Source organism: Arthrobacter melezitosi (assembly GCF_054511055.1).
Map to the genome: position 1 here is coordinate 68,138 of NZ_JBTNDJ010000008.1, position 14,759 is coordinate 82,896.

16 protein-coding genes are annotated in these 14,759 nt (G+C 70.0%); 10 read left to right on the top strand and 6 right to left on the bottom strand.

The annotated features are described in order from the left end of the window. The first annotated feature begins 7 nt into the window (after positions 1–7). From ACX80W_RS10520 to ACX80W_RS10530, 3 genes are all read left to right on the top strand, one after another. Positions 8–466 (top strand): LpqB family beta-propeller domain-containing protein, encoded by a 459-nt coding sequence (locus ACX80W_RS10520; RefSeq protein ID WP_459283009.1) that lies wholly within the window; start codon positions 8–10, stop codon positions 464–466. Further along, positions 463–2,100 (top strand): DUF5671 domain-containing protein, encoded by a 1,638-nt coding sequence (locus ACX80W_RS10525; protein WP_459283011.1) that lies wholly within the window; start codon positions 463–465, stop codon positions 2,098–2,100. The genes ACX80W_RS10520 and ACX80W_RS10525 overlap by 4 nt, the downstream gene beginning before the upstream one ends. Before the next feature lie 63 nt (positions 2,101–2,163). After that, on the top strand, positions 2,164–2,520 hold the full coding sequence (locus ACX80W_RS10530) for a VOC family protein (RefSeq protein ID WP_459283013.1): 357 nt from the start codon (positions 2,164–2,166) through the stop codon (positions 2,518–2,520). Positions 2,521–2,582: 62 nt separating this feature from the next. On the opposite strand, the gene ACX80W_RS10535 is transcribed toward ACX80W_RS10530, so the two are convergent. Then, positions 2,583–3,299 (bottom strand): class F sortase, encoded by a 717-nt coding sequence (locus ACX80W_RS10535; protein ID WP_459283015.1) that lies wholly within the window; start codon positions 3,297–3,299, stop codon positions 2,583–2,585. An 18-nt stretch (positions 3,300–3,317) separates the two neighbouring features. Next, on the bottom strand, positions 3,318–4,094 hold the full coding sequence (locus ACX80W_RS10540; protein WP_459283017.1) for a glycoside hydrolase family 3 protein: 777 nt from the start codon (positions 4,092–4,094) through the stop codon (positions 3,318–3,320). A 211-nt stretch (positions 4,095–4,305) separates the two neighbouring features. Here ACX80W_RS10540 and ACX80W_RS10545 point away from each other — a divergent pair, with 211 nt between their 5' ends. The 5 genes from ACX80W_RS10545 (at position 4,306) to ACX80W_RS10565 (ending at position 8,385) form a co-directional block, all read left to right on the top strand. Next, positions 4,306–4,794 (top strand): hypothetical protein, encoded by a 489-nt coding sequence (locus ACX80W_RS10545; RefSeq protein WP_459283019.1) that lies wholly within the window; start codon positions 4,306–4,308, stop codon positions 4,792–4,794. 92 nt (positions 4,795–4,886) lie between these two features. Then, complete coding sequence (locus ACX80W_RS10550; RefSeq protein ID WP_459283123.1) at positions 4,887–5,687, top strand: exodeoxyribonuclease III; 801 nt, start codon at positions 4,887–4,889, stop codon at positions 5,685–5,687. Between the two features lie 15 nt (positions 5,688–5,702). Continuing rightward, positions 5,703–6,743, top strand: coding sequence for a tryptophan--tRNA ligase (gene trpS, locus ACX80W_RS10555; protein WP_459283021.1), 1,041 nt, complete (start codon positions 5,703–5,705; stop codon positions 6,741–6,743). 15 nt (positions 6,744–6,758) lie between these two features. Beyond that, a complete protein-coding gene (locus tag ACX80W_RS10560) occupies positions 6,759–7,343 on the top strand; it encodes a 2'-5' RNA ligase family protein (protein WP_459283023.1) in 585 nt (194 codons plus the stop codon). After that, positions 7,309–8,385 (top strand): YihY/virulence factor BrkB family protein, encoded by a 1,077-nt coding sequence (locus tag ACX80W_RS10565; RefSeq protein ID WP_459283025.1) that lies wholly within the window; start codon positions 7,309–7,311, stop codon positions 8,383–8,385. The genes ACX80W_RS10560 and ACX80W_RS10565 overlap by 35 nt, the downstream gene beginning before the upstream one ends. A 139-nt stretch (positions 8,386–8,524) precedes the next feature. On the opposite strand, the gene ACX80W_RS10570 is transcribed toward ACX80W_RS10565, so the two are convergent. Genes ACX80W_RS10570 through sdhC form a run of 4 tightly spaced genes read right to left on the bottom strand, consistent with a single transcriptional unit; the run spans position 8,525 to position 11,997 of the window. Further along, positions 8,525–9,310 carry a succinate dehydrogenase iron-sulfur subunit gene (locus ACX80W_RS10570; RefSeq protein WP_459283027.1) on the bottom strand — a complete coding sequence of 262 codons (786 nt, stop codon included), beginning with the start codon at positions 9,308–9,310 and terminating at the stop codon, positions 8,525–8,527. Beyond that, positions 9,310–11,088 (bottom strand): succinate dehydrogenase flavoprotein subunit, encoded by a 1,779-nt coding sequence (sdhA, locus tag ACX80W_RS10575; protein ID WP_459283029.1) that lies wholly within the window; start codon positions 11,086–11,088, stop codon positions 9,310–9,312. The genes ACX80W_RS10570 and sdhA overlap by 1 nt, the downstream gene beginning before the upstream one ends. A gap of 57 nt (positions 11,089–11,145) precedes the next feature. Next, the gene (locus ACX80W_RS10580) at positions 11,146–11,613 is read right to left on the bottom strand and encodes a succinate dehydrogenase hydrophobic membrane anchor subunit (protein ID WP_459283031.1); all 468 of its coding nucleotides are present in this window, start codon (positions 11,611–11,613) and stop codon (positions 11,146–11,148) included. Positions 11,614–11,616: 3 nt separating this feature from the next. Continuing rightward, positions 11,617–11,997: a succinate dehydrogenase, cytochrome b556 subunit gene (gene sdhC / locus ACX80W_RS10585; protein WP_459283033.1), complete on the bottom strand. Its 381-nt coding sequence runs from the start codon at positions 11,995–11,997 to the stop codon at positions 11,617–11,619. A 228-nt stretch (positions 11,998–12,225) separates the two neighbouring features. Between sdhC and ACX80W_RS10590 the strand changes: the two genes are divergently transcribed. Together ACX80W_RS10590 and ACX80W_RS10595 are read left to right on the top strand one after the other, a co-directional pair. Further along, positions 12,226–13,362, top strand: coding sequence for a mannose-1-phosphate guanylyltransferase (locus ACX80W_RS10590; protein WP_459283035.1), 1,137 nt, complete (start codon positions 12,226–12,228; stop codon positions 13,360–13,362). 111 nt (positions 13,363–13,473) lie between these two features. Continuing rightward, entirely contained in the window at positions 13,474–14,676 is a 1,203-nt protein-coding gene (locus ACX80W_RS10595; RefSeq protein WP_459283037.1) for an amidohydrolase, read from the top strand. The last annotated feature ends 83 nt before the right edge of the window (positions 14,677–14,759 follow it).

A 14,759-nucleotide genomic window follows, 5' to 3' on the forward strand; every position in this document is an offset into this window, starting at 1 on the left:
TGTGCACATGAATTCCGCACCGGTCCGGCGCGACCGCACCCTCCCCGTCCTCCTCGCCGTGCTCGGCCTCCTCGTGGTCGTGGCCCTGGCCGTCGTATTCACCCGCGGAGAGGTGAAGCTGCTCGACGCCTCGACCCCCGGGGGTGTCGTGCAGCGCTACGCGGCCGCGGCCATCGAGGGGGATGAGGAGGCCGCGGCGGCCTACCTCGCGGAGCCGGCGGAGCCCTGCGATGAGTTCTACGAGACCACCGGGGACAACCGCAGGATCAGCCTCGTCTCCACCCGGGAGCGGGGCACCACGGCGGAGGTCGAGGTGTCCATCGTGACCTTCGAGGCCGGCGGCCCGTTCGGCTCCTCCGAGTACGAATTCAAGGACCACTTCGGCCTCGTGCGGGAGGACGGGGACTGGCTCATCGACCAGGTCCCGTGGCAGCTGCGGATCTGCGGCGGGACGGGGACCCGGTGAGCACCGACCTCCGGCCCGCTCCGCACCGGAACCCGGCCCAGCCGGTGCTGCGCCGGCTGATCGTCTTCACGCTGCTCTTCGCGCTGGTGGTCATCGGCGCCGGCGGCCTCAGCGGGCTGCTCGGGCGGATCTTCAACGCCGGCGATGTACTGGTCGCCGACGACGTGGCGGGCCTTGCCCGCTCGCTGGCCTTCACCCTCATCGGTGGGCCGCTGGCAGCCCTGCTGTGGTGGGCTGCGTGGCGGCGGGTGGGCGGCGAACGCTCCTCCACGGCATGGGGCCTCTACATCGCCGGGGTCTACGCCGTCGCGCTGATCACCGCCGTCACCTCATTGCTCGGTGCGGCGTCCTCGATCGTCGGCGGCGACGCCGGGCGGTGGGCGTGGGGGCTGGCCCGCGGCCTGGTATGGACGGGAGTCCTCTTCTGGCACTCCTGGATGTGGCGCCACCGGACGAAGGGACCCCTCAGGCTGCGGGACCTGCCCCTCGTCACCGGTTACCTCTTCGGGCTCGTCGTAGGGGTCGGCGCCGCCTGGTCCGCGCTGGCGGGCCTCCTCGGGGCGGCGGTCGAGGGCCTCACCTCGGCGGGAGCCATCGGGGTGCCCTGGTGGCGGTCCGTCCTTTCCGCGCTCGTCTGGGCCGCAGGGGGAGCCGGGCTGTGGGTTTTCTACTGGATACGCGGCGGTGGGCGGAGCCTCCGGACCCGGCTCTCCAATGTGGCCCTGGTGCTGTTCGGGGTGCTCGGGGCGGGCCTGCTGACCCTCGGCGGGCTGGGCCTGCTGCTCTTTGTGCTGCTGCGGCTCGCCTTCGACCGCACGGACCCGGTGCCCGTGCTGCTGGAGCCCCTTGCTCCGGCGCTCGCCGCCGCCGCCGTCGGCGCCCCGGTGTGGGTCTACCACCTGCGGATCGCCGCCGCACGGCCCGAAGGCACACGGCTGGCCGGCCGGCTCGTCACCTCCGGGATTGCCCTGGCCGCGGCCGCGTCCGGTGCCGGGGTGATCGTCAACGCCCTGCTGGCGGCCCTCGCCTCGCCCGTCGTCGGCTCGGACCCCCGCACCCTGCTGCTCGCGGGAATCAGCTCCCTGGCGGTGGGGGGACCGGTGTGGTGGGCCGCGTGGCGGCCGGCCGCGCTGCCCGGGGACGCCGAGCGGTCAGGGCGGCGCGTCTACCTGGTGGCGGTCTTCGGCCTCAGCGCCCTGGTCGCGCTGATCACGCTGCTCGTGCTCGGCTACCGGATCTTCGAATTCTTCCTCGCCGACGTCGGCGGGGTGGCCCTGCTCGAGCGCGTGCGGGCCCCGCTCGGGCTGCTCCTGGCCACCGGGGGCACCGCCGCCTACCACTTCAGCGTCTGGCGGCAGGACCGGGCGGCAGTGGCGGTTGGGGGCTCCCCGGCCCGCCGGGCCATCGGCCGGGTGGTCCTCGTGGCCGGCGCCGGCGCCGAAACGCTGGCGGAGCTGATCGGCGGGATCACCGGTGCCCGCGTCACGCTCTGGCTGCGCGCCGATCCGGGCCCGGAGGCGGGGGTGCCCTCCGGTGGGGAGCTCGCCGCCGCCCTCGAGGGCGTGGCGGGGGAGAACGTGCTCGTCGTGGTGGGTGCCGGCGGACGGATCGAGGTGATTCCGCTGGCCGGCTGAGCCCCGGCTCCGATGTTCCCGCAGGCCCTACCGCCGCGGGGCGCGCCGACCCATACTTGGACAATGATTGGATCCTGGCAAGCAACTGTCCTTGACTGCCCCGACCCGGTGCAGCTCGCCGTCTTCTACGAGAACCTGCTGGGCATGGTCCGCGTCGACGAAGACGATGACTGGATCACCATCGGTGACGCCGCCGACCGGCCCGCCCTGGCCTTCCAGCGGGTGGAGAACTACACCGCGCCGGCCTGGCCCGGCCAGGAGGTTCCGCAGCAGATGCACCTCGATGTGCTCGTCTCCGACCTCGACGAGGCCGAGGCCAAGGTCCTCGCCGGCGGCGCGGTGAGCCTCGGGGCGGGGACCGAAACGTTCCGCGTCTACGCGGACCCGGCGGGCCATCCGTTCTGCCTCGTTTCCGGCTGACGCCGGTCCCGCCGGAAACCGGCCGCCCGGGCCGGCCTTCGGCGTCCCGCCGGCCGCGCGGTTCAGCCGACGAGTGCGGCGTACACGATGTAGTTGTCGTCGAATTCACCGGTGGCCGGGTCGTAGCCGTCGCAGGTGATCAGCCGCAGCTCGGCCCCGGCGGTGTTCCCGTAGACCTTCGCGGTGGGGAAGGCGTCCTTGGCGTACGCCTCACCGCGCTGCACCTCGAACTCGGCGGTGCTTCCGTCCTCGCGCACGACGCTGACCCGGTCCCCGGCCACCAGGGCCCGCAGGTCGGCGAACACGCCCTTGCCGCCGTCGGTCGCATTCACGTGGCCCAGCAGCACCGCGGGCCCGCGCTCGCCCGGGGTGGGCGATTCGGTGTACCAGCTGGCGGGCGCGCCGGGACCGTCCGGCGGCACCTCGAGGGAGCGGTCCGGCCGCAGCCCCAGCCGGAGCAGCGGCGTCGTGGTGCCCGTCGCGGGGATGGAGAGGGACACCGGCGGTGAGGCCGCCAGGACCGCCGGCGCCTGCGGTGCGGCAGGCGCGGGGGCCTTCGATGGGGCGGGTGGCTGGGACGCGGCGGGCGCCGGAGCGTCGGAGGGCGCCGGGGTTGCGGCCGGCGCGGATGCGCCGGGGGCCGCGGACGCGCTGGCGGAGCCCGAAGGGGGCGCCGCGGGTTCGGAGGCGGCCGGGGCGGCCGCGCATCCTGAAAGGAAGAGAAGGGCGGCCGCCGCCGGGGCAGTGAAGCCCCAGCGGCGGCCGCGTGTTCTGCTCATCACGGGATGAGGTGGGCGTTACGCGTTGTCCGCAGTGCGGCGGCGGACGGCGTAGGTGCCACCGGCTGCGGCGGCCAGCAGCAGGCCGCCGCCGAGGGCGATCATGCCCGCGTTGCTGCCGGTGCCCTGCTCGACGCCGGTGTCGGCACCGCCGTTGGGCATGGCGCCCATCTGGGAGGCGACAAGGGTGCCGCACAGTGCGGGCGAGGTGGCGCCGAGGGGGAGATCCGGGTTCAGGTCGCTGGGCGAGTTGAAGGCCTCGGGGGAGCCCGTGGAGGTGGCGGGGTCCAGCCCGTGGACGACGACGACGGCGGTTCCGGCCTCAAGGGCGGCCTTCGTTGCCTCGTCGAGGTCGATCGACCGCTGGATGGAGTAGGTTCCGCCCTGTCCGCCGAGCGCGAGGTTCAGGCCCTCGGCGGGGGTCGTGGCGCCGCTGGTGCTCAGGGTGGTAAGGATTCCTCCGTAGCCGGGGGCACCTTCGCTGACGCTGATGATGCCGTCGCCGTTGGCGTCGGCATCGGGGGTCGGGCAGACGCCCTGGGCGCCGCCGTGGATGTGCTGGACGTGGGGGTAGGGGCCGTCCATGAAGGTCTCGGCGAGGCCGGAGACCTGGAGGTTGACCATGGCGGTGTTGCCGGTGACATCGACGGTGATGCTGCCGGTTCCCGTGGTGCCGTTGAGCTGGCCAAGGGTCGATGAGTAGGAGCCGTCGGCGGCCAGGGCGGGTGATCCCGCCAGGGCGACCGCGCCGAGGGCAAGGGCTGGGGCTGCAAGGAGACGCATTTTCTTATTCATGAGAAATTCCTCCAGAGTGCGGATGATGCAGGAGTGCGGATGATGCAGGCCGGTAGGCGGCGCGCACACACAGTGTTCGGGGTGAGATGGATCACGGATGGGTGGAGGAGGACAAACTTTTTCCCGCGCCCGCCCGAAGGGGGTGCGGCCCGGGCGTTCGCCGGTGGTGGAAGCCGCAGGAGGGCGGGCCGTTGTTTGGAAGAATGGGCCCATGCAGTCATTGGGAAGTACAGGGAAGCCCGCCGGCCGGGGTATCAGCATCCGCATGGGGACGGCGGGGATGGCCATCATGTTCGTCGTGTTCCTCGTCGCCGTCGTCTTCGCCGCCAACGAGAACGACGTCGTCGGCTGGCTCGTGGTGCTCATCTCCCTCGGTTGGCTGCTCATCTTCTCCTACGTGGTCCTCACCCTCCGCGGGGCCGCACGGAAGGCCGCAGGCCGCCTCACCGAAGCGCAGCAGGGCTTTGCCGGCGGGCGCGGGGCGGCCACCCCGGATGAGGCGACCCGCACCCGCGACCTGAAGCTCGATCACAGCTTCAAGATCGTCCAGGTCCAGGTGGGCGTGGTCCGCGAATACCTCGGCCGCGACGAGGGCATGGTCGAACGCGCCCTGGAGACGATCGAGATCACCTCGCACAACGCCCGGTCGATGATGAAGAAGGCCGGTGACGGGCCCGTCGAGGGCACCATCGTCGAGTAGGAAACCCGCGGCCCTGATCGGGTTTCGCCAACATGATTCGCCCGGTGCGCCGGGGTAAGGTGGGTCGAGTGAGTGCCGCTTCCGATATCCCGATGAAACCCGTCCGGATCGCATCAGTGAACGTCAACGGAATCCGTGCCGCGTACAAGCGCGGCATGGAGCAGTGGCTTGCCGGGCGTGACGTCGACATCCTGTGCCTGCAGGAGGTCCGGGCCCCCGACGCCGTGGTGCGTGAACTCCTCGGGGACTCCTGGCATCTGCTCCACGCCGAGGCGGAGGCGAAAGGCCGTGCCGGCGTGGCCATCGCTTCCCGCGTTGAGCCCTCCGCCACCCGCTCCTCGATCGGCGACGAGTACTTCGAGACCTCCGGGCGCTGGGTGGAAGCGGACTTCAAGGTCAACGGCTCCTCCCTCACCGTGGTGAGCGCCTACGTCCACTCCGGTGACGTCGGCACCCCCAAGCAGGACGACAAGTACCGCTTCCTGGATGTCATGGAGGCACGGCTGCCGGTGCTCGCCGCCGAGTCGGACCACGTGCTGGTGGTGGGAGACCTCAACGTCGGGCACACCGAACGGGACATCCGCAACTGGAAGGGCAACCTGAAGAAGGCGGGCTTCCTCCCGGAGGAACGCGCCTACTTCGACCGGTTCTTCGGCGACGGTGTCGGCTATGTCGATGTCCACCGCGCCCTGTCCGGCGACATCGACGGCCCCTACACCTGGTGGTCCTGGCGCGGGAAGGCCTTCGACAACGACACCGGCTGGCGCATCGACTACCACCTCGCGACCCCCGGCCTCGCGGCGGCGGCGGTGCAGGCCGCCGTGGACCGCGCCCCGTCGTGGGACACCCGTTTTTCCGACCACGCCCCAGTGGTCGTCGACTACCAGCTGTAGACAGGAACCGCGTCCATGACGAACACCGCGCCCACCGGCCGCCAGCGCATCCTCTCGGGGATGCAGCCCTCCGCCGGATCGCTGCACCTTGGAAACTACCTCGGCGCGCTGGTGCATTGGGTTCGGATGCAGGAGGACTACGACGCGGTGTTCTTCATCCCGGACCTGCACGCGATCACCGTGCCGCAGGATCCCGCGGACCTCGCCGCACGGACCCGGGTCACCGCCGCCCAGTACATCGCCGGCGGCGTCGACGTCGACAAGGCGACGCTCTTCGTCCAGTCCCACGTGCCCGAGCACGCCCAACTGGCCTGGGTGCTCAACTGCATCACCGGCTTCGGTGAGGCCTCGCGGATGACCCAGTTCAAGGACAAGTCCTCGAAGCAGGGGTCCGAGCATTCAAGCGTCGGGCTGTTCACCTACCCGATCCTGCAGGCCGCCGACATCCTCCTCTACCAGCCCGAGGGCGTCCCGGTGGGGGAGGACCAGCGCCAGCACGTCGAGCTCAGCCGCGACCTCGCCCAGCGCTTCAACGCCCGCTTCGGGGAGACCTTCGTGGTGCCCAAGCCCTTCATCCAGAAGGAATCGGCCAAGATCTACGACCTGCAGAACCCGACGGCGAAAATGTCGAAGTCCGCCTCATCGCCGATGGGGCTGGTGAACCTGCTCGACGACCCGAAGGTGACGGCGAAGCGGATCCGCTCGGCGGTCACCGACACGGGCACGGAGATCGTGTTCGACCGGGAGGGCAAACCCGGCGTTTCAAACCTACTGACGATCTATTCGGCGCTGACCGGCCGCTCCATCGCGGCCCTCGAGGCCGAGTACGAGGGCAGGATGTACGGCCACCTCAAGGTGGACCTGGCCGAGGTCGTCGCCGGGACCCTCGGGCCCATCCAGGCCCGGGCCGCCGAACTGCTCGACGATCCGGCGGAGCTCGACCGGCTGCTGGCCAAGGGCGCCGCCAAGGCGAGGGAAACCGCCTCGGCAACCCTTGCCGACGTGTACGCGAAGGTGGGGTTCCTCCCCGCGCCGGTCCCGGCCGGAGCGCGGTAGGCCATGCCGCAGCGGATGAGCGAGCTGTGCGGCACGGGACCGGCCCGGGAGGGCCGGGAGCTGTCCGGGATCACCTGCGTGGGCGTCACGCTGCCCGTTCCCGGTCCGCTGGCCGCGGAGCTCGAACGCTGGCGGGCCTCCTTCGGGGATCCGATGGCTTTCCTCATCCCACCCCACATCACCCTTGTCACCACCACCCAGGCCACCGACTGGGAGTGGACGCTCGAGCATGTGCGCGCCGTGGCCGCCAAGCAGGCCCCCTTCACCGTGACCCTCAGCGGCACCGGCTCGTTCCGGCCGCTCTCGCCGGTGGTGTTCCTGAACGTGCGCTCCGGTTTCAAGGAGTGCGTGGAGCTTCACTCCCGGCTGCAGACCGGTCCGCTGGAACGCACCCTCGAGTTCCCCTTCCACCCGCACGTCACGGTTGCCCACGACGTGAGCGAGGCCAGCATGGACGAGGCCGAACAGCGGCTGCGGTCCTTCGAAGCCTCCTTCGAGGTCCGTACCATGGGACTGTATGAGCATGAGCATTCTGGCTTGTGGAAACTGCGGGAAGAGCTGAGCTTTGGCGAAGACACCGAGGACCGCACGGAGCGCTGAGCCCGCGTCGCCGGCCGACCGCGACCGGCTCGTCCTGAGGGTCCTCGAAGCACGCCAGAACCTGACCCGCGCCGAGCGGGACCGCAGCGGCGCCCGTGCCGTCGCCGGCGCCCGCCTGTCGGTGGTACTGGCCCGCCTGGGCGCCCTCCGCCCGGTCCGCGCCCTCCAGCTGTACGCGCTGCGCCGGGGGGCGCTGCTGGCCGCCGGCATCGCCTACCGGATGTTCTTCGCCATCGCCGCCATGCTCGTGGCGGGATTCTCCATCCTCGGCCTCGTCATCGCTGGGGACATCCGGCTCCAGGAGCTGATCGTCGAGACGGTCGGCGCCACCACGCCGGGCCTCATCGACACCGGCGGCGGCGGGCTTGCCACCCGGGAGGAACTGTTTTCCGGTTCGGGGTTCGGCACCGCGCTCGTCGTGGCAACGGTGGTCATGCTCATCTCATCGCTCGTGTGGATGGCGGGCATCAGGGCGGGCATGCGGAGCATCTTCGCCCTGGGCCCGGTGACGGAGAGCGCCCTGAAGGTCATCCTGAAGGACCTCGCCGTGCTGGTGGTCCTCGCCGTGGCGCTGCTCGTGACGACGGGCGTCGGCTTCCTCGCCAATACGATGGTCGACTTCGCCCTGCAGCTCGTGGGGCTCACCGAGGCCGCACGCCCGCTGACGCAGCTCGCCGGCTTCACCATCATGCTCGTCCTGGACACCGCGGTCGCGGCCATCCTGCTGCATACGACCTCCGCGATCGACATGCCCCGGCGGGTCCTGCTCCAGGCCGCCCTGTTCGCCGGCGTCGGGAGCACCGTGCTGCGCACCGTCAGCGCCTCGCTGCTGGGCGGCCTCGGGGATGCGCCGCTGCTCGCGCCCTTCGCCGTGATCCTCGGCCTGTTCGTCTGGTTCTACCTGCTGAGCCAGGTGTACCTGATGGCCGCGGCGTGGGCCGCGGTCGGGACCGCCGACGCCGAGGCGCTGGCCGCCCACGAGCACCGGGAGAAGGCCGGAACACTGCGGCAGCAGAGCAGGAAGGCCCGCCGCGGCTCCTGACCCGGTTCCGGGCCGCCCGCGTCCGGGGAGTGCCCGCGTCCGCGCCCGGGGAGTGCCCGTGCGCCCGGGAACGCGGAAGGGCGGCCCCAATGGGACCGCCCTTCTCGAAGGCACTCCGGGTGGCCTGCGGCCGCCCGCATCAGATCTTGCGCGTCAGGATGGCCTGCTTGACCTCGGCGATGGCCTTGGTGACCTGGATGCCGCGCGGGCACGCTTCCGAGCAGTTGAAGGTGGTGCGGCAGCGCCACACGCCCTCCTTGTCGTTGAGGATCTCAAGGCGCATGTCCCCGGCGTCGTCCCGCGAGTCGAAGATGAAGCGGTGCGCGTTGACGATGGCCGCAGGCCCGAAGTACTGGCCGTCGGTCCAGAAGACCGGGCAGGACGAGGTGCAGGCGGCACACAGGATGCACTTGGTGGTGTCGTCGTAGCGCTCCCGGTCCTCGGCCGACTGCAGGCGCTCACGGGTCGGCTCGTGGCCCTTCGTGACGAGGAACGGCATGATCTCCCGGTAGGACTGGAAGAACGGCTCCATGTCCACGATCAGGTCCTTCTCCACCGGCAGGCCCTTGATCGGCTCGACGAGGATCGGCTTGGAGGTGTCGAGGTCCTTGAGCAGCGTCTTGCAGGCGAGGCGGTTGCGGCCGTTGATGCGCATCGCGTCGGAACCACAGACGCCGTGGGCGCAGGAGCGGCGGAAGGAGACCGAACCGTCGTGCTCCCACTTGACCTTGTGCAGGGCGTCCAGGACGCGGTCCGTGCCGTACATGGTCAGCTGCCACTCGTCCCAGTGCGCCTCGTCGGAGACCTCGGGGTTGTAGCGGCGGACCTTGAGCGTGATGTCGAAGGAGGGGATCTCCCCGCCCCCGGCACCGGCGGGCAGCTCGACCTTGGAGGCCGGCTCTTTTTCGAGGGTTGGGGTGCTCATCAGTACTTACGCTCCATGGGCTGGTAACGGGTGAAAATGACCGGCTTCGTCTCGAGGCGGACCCCGCTGGTCTCGACGGCGCTCGGGTCCTTGTAGGCCATCGAGTGGGTCATGAAGTTCTCGTCGTCACGCGTGGGGTAGTCCTCGCGGAAGTGGCCGCCGCGGGATTCCTTGCGGTGCAGGGCCGCGGCGGTCATGACCTTGGCCATGTCCAGCAGGAACCCGAGCTCCACGGCCTCCAGGAGGTCGAGGTTGAAGCGCTTGCCCTTGTCCTGGACCGAGATGCGCTTGTAGCGTTCCTCGAGTCCATCGATCACGCGCAGCGCCTCGAGGAGGGTCTCCTCGGTGCGGAACACCTGGACGTTGGCGTCCATGATGTCCTGCAGCTCCTTGCGGATCTGGGCGACGCGCTCCCCGCCCTCGGAACTGCGGGCGGTGTCGAGCAGGGCCAGCGTGTCGGCCAGCGGGTCCTCGGGGATGTCGACGAAGTCCGCGGTGAGCGCGTACTCGGCGGCGTAGATGCCGGCGCGCTTGCCGAAGACGTTGATGTCGAGCAGCGAGTTGGTGCCGAGCCGGTTGGAGCCATGCACCGAGACGCACGCCACCTCGCCAGCGGCGTAGAGCCCGGGCACCACCGTGTCGTTGTCCTGGAGGACCTCGGCCTTGATGTTGGTGGGGATCCCGCCCATGGCGTAGTGCGCCGTGGGGAAGACCGGCACGGGCTCGGTGTAGGGCTCGACGCCGAGGTAGGTGCGGGCGAACTCGGTGATGTCGGGCAGCTTCGCGTCGATGTGCGCCGGTTCGAGGTGGGTGAGGTCGAGCAGGACGTAGTCCTTGTTCGGTCCGGCGCCGCGGCCCTCGCGGACCTCGTTGGCCATCGAGCGGGCGACGATGTCGCGCGGGGCGAGGTCCTTGATGGTGGGCGCGTAGCGCTCCATGAAGCGTTCGCCCTCGGAGTTGCGCAGGATCGCGCCCTCGCCGCGGGCCGCCTCCGACAGGAGGATGCCCAGGCCGGCCAGGCCGGTCGGGTGGAACTGGAAGAACTCCATGTCCTCGAGGGGGATGCCACGGCGGAAGGCGATGCCCATGCCGTCGCCGGTGAGGGTGTGGGCGTTGGAGGTGGTCTTGTAGACCTTGCCGACGCCGCCGGAGGCGAAGATGACCGACTTGGCCTGGAAGACGTGGAGTTCCCCGGAGGCGAGGTCGTAGGAGACGACGCCGGCGACGCGCTTCTGCAGGCGGGTCACCCCATCCTCGGTCACTTCCTGGTCGACCATCAGCAGGTCAAGGACGTAGTACTCGTTGTAGAACTCGACATTGTGCTTGACGCAGTTTTGGTAGAGCGTCTGCAGGATCATGTGCCCGGTGCGGTCCGCGGCGTAGCAGGACCGGCGGACCGGGGCCTTGCCGTGGTCGCGGGTGTGGCCGCCGAAGCGGCGCTGGTCGATCCGGCCCTCGGGGGTGCGGTTGAACGGCAGCCCCATCTTCTCGAGGTCGAGCACGGCGTCGATCGCTTCCTTCGCCATCACCTCGGCGGCGTCCTGGTCGACGAGGTAGTCACCGCCCTTGACGGTGTCGAAGGTGTGCCACTCCCAGTTGTCTTCCTCGACATTGGCCAGTGCTGCGCACATGCCGCCCTGGGCGGCACCGGTGTGGGAACGCGTGGGGTAGAGCTTCGTCAGGACGGCTGTGCGGGCCCGCTGTCCGGACTCGATGGCCGCGCGCATCCCCGCGCCGCCTGCGCCGACTATGACGACGTCGTACTTGTGGACCTGCATGCTGATCGCTCTTTCTGTTGAAACCGAAGATGCGGCCGCCCGGGACGGCGCGCGGTCCTACGCGGAGGGGCAGTAGGAGGCGACGTGGGGGACGCCGTCGATGACCGGGCAGGGGTCGAAGGTGAAGATGACGAGGGTGCCCAGGAGGATGATGACGACCGTCGCCGTGTACAGCACGCCCTTGAGCCACATGCGGGTCGAGTTCTTCTCCGCATAGTCGTTGATGATGGTGCGGACGCCGTTGGTGCCGTGGAGCATCGCCAGCCAGAGCAGCACGAGGTCCCAGAACTGCCAGACGGGGCTGGCCCACTTACCGGCCACGAAGCCGAAGTCGACCTGCTTGATCCCGCCGCCGGCGATGAAGCTGGTCCACAGGTGGACGAAGATCATCACGACGAGGACCACCCCGGAGAGGCGCATGAACAGCCAGGCGCCCATCTCGAAGTTGCCGCGGGAGGAGCGGGTGCGGGAGTAGCCGGGGGAGACGCGCCCCGAACGGGGGCTTTCTACAGTGGGGACAGCCATGGCTTAGTGACCTCCGAAGACAACCGAAAGATGGCGGATGGAGAAGGCGAGCATTGTCAGGGCCCAGAGGCCGACGACGCCCCACAGCATCTGGCGGTGGTAGCGCGGACCCTTCTTCCAGAAGTCCACGGCGATGACGCGGAGTCCGTTGAAGGCGTGGAACACGATCGCGCCGACGAGGCCGAGCTCGCCCAGGCCCATGATCGGGTTCTTGTAGGTGGCGATGACGGCGTCGTAGGCTTCCGGCGATACCCGGACCAGGGACGTGTCCAGGACGTGGACAAGGAGGAAGAAGAAAATCACGACCCCGGTAATGCGGTGTGCCACCCACGACCACTGGCCCTCGCGGCCACGGTAGAGGGTGCCTGCTGGTGTCTTCGGCATTGAATTTACCTCCCTGCATCGCATGGGCGTTAGCGTGTCTTCCACGCAGGAATGTCGCCGGTGCGAGAGCACTCTAAGTCAAGGATAATCTAGGCTGCAGACAGCCTCACTTCAATTTAGGCTTCCCTATACTGTGAGGCTGTTCACATTGACGGCTGGGGCTGTGCGGGTTGCCGATCCACGTATTCGCCCTGTTCTCGGAAGGGGTGTCGGCTAACGTGGGTGTCGATGAGTACTGAGAGGGCAGCCGCCCACCCCCAAGACGTGTTCGACCGTTTCCACGGCGTGATCCCCGCGGGCGGCGTGGGCACCCGCCTGTGGCCGCTGTCGCGTGCCGCCGCGCCGAAGTTCCTGCACGACCTCACGGGCTCGGGCAGCACCCTGATCCGGGCCACGTACGACCGGCTCGGTCCGCTGTGCCCCGGCCGCACCATGGTCGTCACCGGGGTGGTGCACCGGGGGGCCGTCCTCGCCCAGCTGCCCGAGCTTGAGGACGACAACCTGGTCCTTGAGAGCGAACCCAAGGATTCCGCGGCGGCCATCGGGCTCGCCGCGGCCATCCTGTACCGCCGCGACCCGGACATCATCATGGGCTCGTTCGCCGCCGACCAGGTCATCACCCCCGTCGATGTGTTCCAGTCCGCGGTGCGCGAGGCGATCCACACGGCGGCCCACGGGTACATCGTCACCATCGGCATCGAGCCCTCGCACCCCTCCACGGGGTTCGGCTACATCCGGGCGGGCGAGCCGCTGGACATTCAGGGGGCGCCCAGCGCCCACTCCGTGATCGAGTTCGTCGAGAAGCCCTCCGCCGCGGTGGCCCGCGGCTACCTCGAGTCGGGCAAGTACAGCTGGAACGCCGGCATGTTCGTGGCGCCGGTGGCGCTGATGCTCAAGCACCTCGAGGCCAACGAGCCCGAGCTCTACGCCGGACTGAGCGAAATCGCCGACGACTGGGACACCCCGCACCGGGTGGAGACGGCCCGGCGGGTCTGGCCCGCCCTGCCGAAGATCGCCATCGACTACGCCGTCGCCGAGCCGGCCGCGGCCGCCGGGGACGTCGCCATGATCCCGGGCAGGTTCACCTGGGACGACGTCGGGGACTTCGCGGCGATCGGCAGGCTCAACCCCGCCACGGAGAACAGCGACCTCAAGGTGATGGGGGAGGGCGCCCGGGTGTTCTCCGAGAACGCCTCGGGCATCGTCGTCTCGGACACCAAGCGGGTGATCGCGCTGATCGGCATCAACGACGTCGTCATCGTCGACACCCCCGATGCGCTGCTGGTGACGACCAAGGAGCACGCCCAGGAGGTCAAGAAGGCGGTCGAGCACCTCCGGGCCAGCGGCGACACCGACGTCCTCTAGGCGCCCGGCCGGCCCCCGCCGCGCCCGCCGGGGCCGGCCCGGAGACCTCCGGTGACGCCGATCCGGCCCCTCCTTTGCCGTTCCGGGGGCGCGGGTCGGTACGCTTGGAGGGTGGAACTCAAACGCCCCGACGCAGCAGTCCCGCACATCGGCGTGTGGCTCGCCCCCCTGCTCGAAGAACTGACGCGTTTCCGGCGCGACCTCCACGCACACCCGGAGCTCTCCTACAAGGAATACCGCACCACCGACCGCATCGTTGAGCGCCTCGAGGAGGCGGGCCTGCAGCCCAAGCGGCTCGAAAACACCGGCGTGTGCGTCGATGTCGGGCAGGGCCCGATCCGGGTCGGCCTGCGGGCCGACATCGACGCACTGCCCATCGTCGAGGAGACCGGCCTCGAGTACGCCTCGGTCAACCCGGGGGTGGCCCACGCATGCGGCCACGACATCCACGCCACCGTCATGGTCGGCGTCGCCCTCGTGCTCGCCTCAATCGACGCGCAGACGCCCCTGAACGGCACGGTGCGGATCATCTTCCAGCCGGCGGAGGAAACGATGCCCGGCGGGGCCCTGGAGGTCATCGCCCAGGGCATCCTCACCGACGTTCCGCGCATCCTCGCCCTCCACTGCGATCCGCGCATCGACGTCGGGCAGGTGGGCACCCGCATCGGGGCGATCACCTCGGCCTCGGACACCCTGCGGGTCGAACTCACCGGACGCGGCGGGCACACCTCCCGCCCGCACCTGACAGAGGACCTCACCTTCGCGCTGGCGTCGATCGCCGTCAACGTGCCCGCCGTGCTCTCCCGGCGCATCGACGTCCGCAGCTCCGTCTCCGTCGTATGGGGCCAGATCCACGCCGGCTCCGCGCCCAACGCCATCCCGGCCCATGGGTTCCTCTCGGGCACCCTGCGCTGCCTCGACGGCGAGGCCTGGCAGTCCGCCGGCGACCTCTTCGACCATGCGGTGCGCCAGGCCGCCGCACCCTTCGGGGTCGAGGTGGAGCTCGAACACATCCGGGGCGTGCCGCCGGTGATCAACTCCGAAGCGGAGACCGGGCTGCTCGAGGCCGCCGCCCGCGCTGAACTGGGCCCCGACGCCGTCATGCTCACGCCGCAGTCAATGGGCGGGGAGGACTTCGCCTGGATGACCCAGGAGGTTCCCGGCGCCATGATGCGCCTGGGCACCCGCACCCCGCGCGGGGAAACCTTCGACCTGCACCGCGGGGACTACATCCCCGACGAGCACGCGATCGGCTGCGGCGTGCGCGTCATGGCCGCCGCGGCCCTGCGCGCGGTGCTGGGCCTGCGCCACTGAGGCGCAGCCGGTCCGGCGGTGGGATAAACTGCGTGTAACAAAAACCGAACGATTCCGAGGCGCCGTTCAGCGGTGGTAGTGTC

Bases quoted from the DNA above. Each gene is read 5' to 3' on its own strand.
- ACX80W_RS10520 (WP_459283009.1), top strand. From the start codon at position 8: ATGAATTCCGCACCGGTCCGGCGCGACCGCACCCTCCCCGTCCTCCTC.
- ACX80W_RS10530 (WP_459283013.1), top strand. From the start codon at position 2,164: ATGATTGGATCCTGGCAAGCAACTGTCCTTGACTGCCCCGACCCGGTG.
- ACX80W_RS10535 (WP_459283015.1), bottom strand. From the start codon at position 3,299: ATGAGCAGAACACGCGGCCGCCGCTGGGGCTTCACTGCCCCGGCGGCG.
- ACX80W_RS10540 (WP_459283017.1), bottom strand. From the start codon at position 4,094: ATGAATAAGAAAATGCGTCTCCTTGCAGCCCCAGCCCTTGCCCTCGGC.
- ACX80W_RS10545 (WP_459283019.1), top strand. From the start codon at position 4,306: ATGCAGTCATTGGGAAGTACAGGGAAGCCCGCCGGCCGGGGTATCAGC.
- ACX80W_RS10550 (WP_459283123.1), top strand. From the start codon at position 4,887: ATGAAACCCGTCCGGATCGCATCAGTGAACGTCAACGGAATCCGTGCC.
- trpS (WP_459283021.1), top strand. From the start codon at position 5,703: ATGACGAACACCGCGCCCACCGGCCGCCAGCGCATCCTCTCGGGGATG.
- ACX80W_RS10560 (WP_459283023.1), top strand. From the start codon at position 6,759: ATGAGCGAGCTGTGCGGCACGGGACCGGCCCGGGAGGGCCGGGAGCTG.
- ACX80W_RS10570 (WP_459283027.1), bottom strand. From the start codon at position 9,310: ATGAGCACCCCAACCCTCGAAAAAGAGCCGGCCTCCAAGGTCGAGCTG.
- sdhA (WP_459283029.1), bottom strand. From the start codon at position 11,088: ATGCAGGTCCACAAGTACGACGTCGTCATAGTCGGCGCAGGCGGCGCG.
- ACX80W_RS10580 (WP_459283031.1), bottom strand. From the start codon at position 11,613: ATGGCTGTCCCCACTGTAGAAAGCCCCCGTTCGGGGCGCGTCTCCCCC.
- sdhC (WP_459283033.1), bottom strand. From the start codon at position 11,997: ATGCCGAAGACACCAGCAGGCACCCTCTACCGTGGCCGCGAGGGCCAG.
- ACX80W_RS10590 (WP_459283035.1), top strand. From the start codon at position 12,226: ATGAGTACTGAGAGGGCAGCCGCCCACCCCCAAGACGTGTTCGACCGT.